Source organism: Mycobacterium sp. E1715, assembly GCF_001667625.1.
Taxonomy (GTDB): Bacteria; Actinomycetota; Actinomycetes; order Mycobacteriales; family Mycobacteriaceae; genus Mycobacterium.
Map to the genome: position 1 here is coordinate 1 of NZ_LZJJ01000149.1, position 1,662 is coordinate 1,662.

The 1,662-nt window shown below is 70.4% G+C and carries 1 protein-coding gene and 3 pseudogenes; 2 read left to right on the forward strand and 2 right to left on the reverse strand.

The genetic code is table 11. From position 1 onward, the window contains the following. Positions 1-347: pseudogene (locus tag A9X03_RS08310) on the forward strand (TetR/AcrR family transcriptional regulator); the annotation flags it as partial. Positions 348-350: 3 nt separating this feature from the next. Here A9X03_RS08310 and A9X03_RS30815 read toward each other — a convergent pair. Further along, a pseudogene (locus A9X03_RS30815) lies at positions 351-488 on the reverse strand (TetR family transcriptional regulator); the annotation flags it as partial. An 8-nt stretch (positions 489-496) separates the two neighbouring features. Continuing rightward, positions 497-1,444, reverse strand: a complete 948-nt coding sequence (locus A9X03_RS08315; RefSeq protein ID WP_067891020.1) for a PHB depolymerase family esterase — start codon at positions 1,442-1,444, stop codon at positions 497-499. Between the two features lie 74 nt (positions 1,445-1,518). On the opposite strand from A9X03_RS08315, the pseudogene A9X03_RS08320 reads away from it, so the two are divergent. Next, a pseudogene (locus A9X03_RS08320) lies at positions 1,519-1,662 on the forward strand (MarR family transcriptional regulator); the annotation flags it as partial.

Genomic DNA, 1,662 nt, shown 5'->3' on the forward strand with positions numbered 1-1,662 from the left:
CGCCGGCCGACGCGATCCGCGCCGCGGTCGACGCGTGGCTCGAGGTTTCCGGGGATCCCGAGGTGCGCCAACTGATGCTGCTGGACGCGCCTAGTGTGTTGGGCTGGGCCGGTTTTCGCGACGTCGCTCAGCGGTACAGCCTGGGCATGACCGAACAGTTGCTCACCGAAGCCATCCGGGCGGGGCAGTTCCCCAAGCAGCCGGTGCGGCCGTTGGCACACGTGCTGATCGGCGCGCTCGATGAGGCCGCCATGCTGATCGCCACCGCGGAGGATCCCAAACGCACCCGCCGGGAGACCCGGCAGGTGCTGCACATGCTCATCGACGGGCTGCTGGCGCTGCGGTAGCGGTCAGGGGTCGTCACCGCGAACCACGGCGAACGCCCGCGATGACGCCCCGGATGAGCCGGTCGAGGTGTTCGGCGTTGTCGAGGGCCGGCTGGCCCGCGACGAACGCAACATGATCCCGTTGATGAACGGCAAGATCGCGATCCCGGCTAAAGATGGTTCTGGGTGAAGAACTGCCAGATGGTGTCGGTGGCGTCCAGGGCCGTCGAGGGCGCCGGGATGCCCGCGAGCTTCTCGGCGAGGGGACTCGGCTCGCCGCCCGGCCATTGATGGCCGGCGCCGGCCACCGAGATCAGCTCGACGGTGCGTCCGTCCGGGCAGCCGGCGACTTGGGTGGTCACGTCCCCGGCGGTGCTCGAGTTCGGCGGCCCGCACGCGTCGATGGCCCGCCATGTCGCGTTGACGGACTCCGCCGACGGCCCGTCTACACGGGCGGTCCCGTTGAACGAGAACGCCTTACCGGGTCCGCCGGTGTAGGGCACGCGGTCGTCGGCGGTGCCGTGGATTTGGAGCACCGACACGCGGTGCGCCCGGGAGCAGTCGGTCAGCAGCGTGCCCGCCACCGGGGCGATGGCGGCGAAGACGTCGGACTGGCAGCCCAGCCGGAGGGCCATCATGGCGCCGTTCGACATGCCGGTGACGTAGATGCGCGCGCGATCGATCGGCATCTGCTGCTCGACGGCGCCGACCATGGCCGTGATGAACCCGACGTCGTCGGCGCCGACCCGCTGCGGTTCACCGCAGCAGGTGCCGGCGTTCCAGGCGCGATTGAGTCCATCGGGGTAGACGACCAGAAACCGTCCGCGGTCGGCCTCGGCGTCCCAGTGGTAGGCACGCTCGGCCTGCTCCCCGTTGCCGAAACCGCCGTGCAGCATCACCACCAGCGGCGCGGCATCGGTCAATCCCTGGGGCCGGTACAGGTGGAACGTTCGACTGACACCGCCCGATTCGATGGTCTGGGTGGACTGGCCGACCGGGATCGACTGCGCGCCGGGCGTTCCCAGCGCATGTCCGCCGCCGCCCAGGCAGCCGCCCAGTACGACGACCAGGAGGGCGAGAACGCACAAGCCGGCAGCCCGGTGGCGGCGCGATTGCATTCCGCCATCGTGGCAGTCGGCGCCAATTTTGACAAGTAGCTTGTCAATCTCGGGCGTGGTGGCACACTTTCCCCATGCGACGCCCTTCCCATCCCGACTGGCGGCCCACCGTGCCCGCACTGGTCAACCTGGTGGCCGCCGCCGGGGCGCCGCGACTGCGGACGGCGTTTGCCGAGGCGGGCCTCGACGGGATCCGGCCCGCGCAAGCGGTGGCGCTC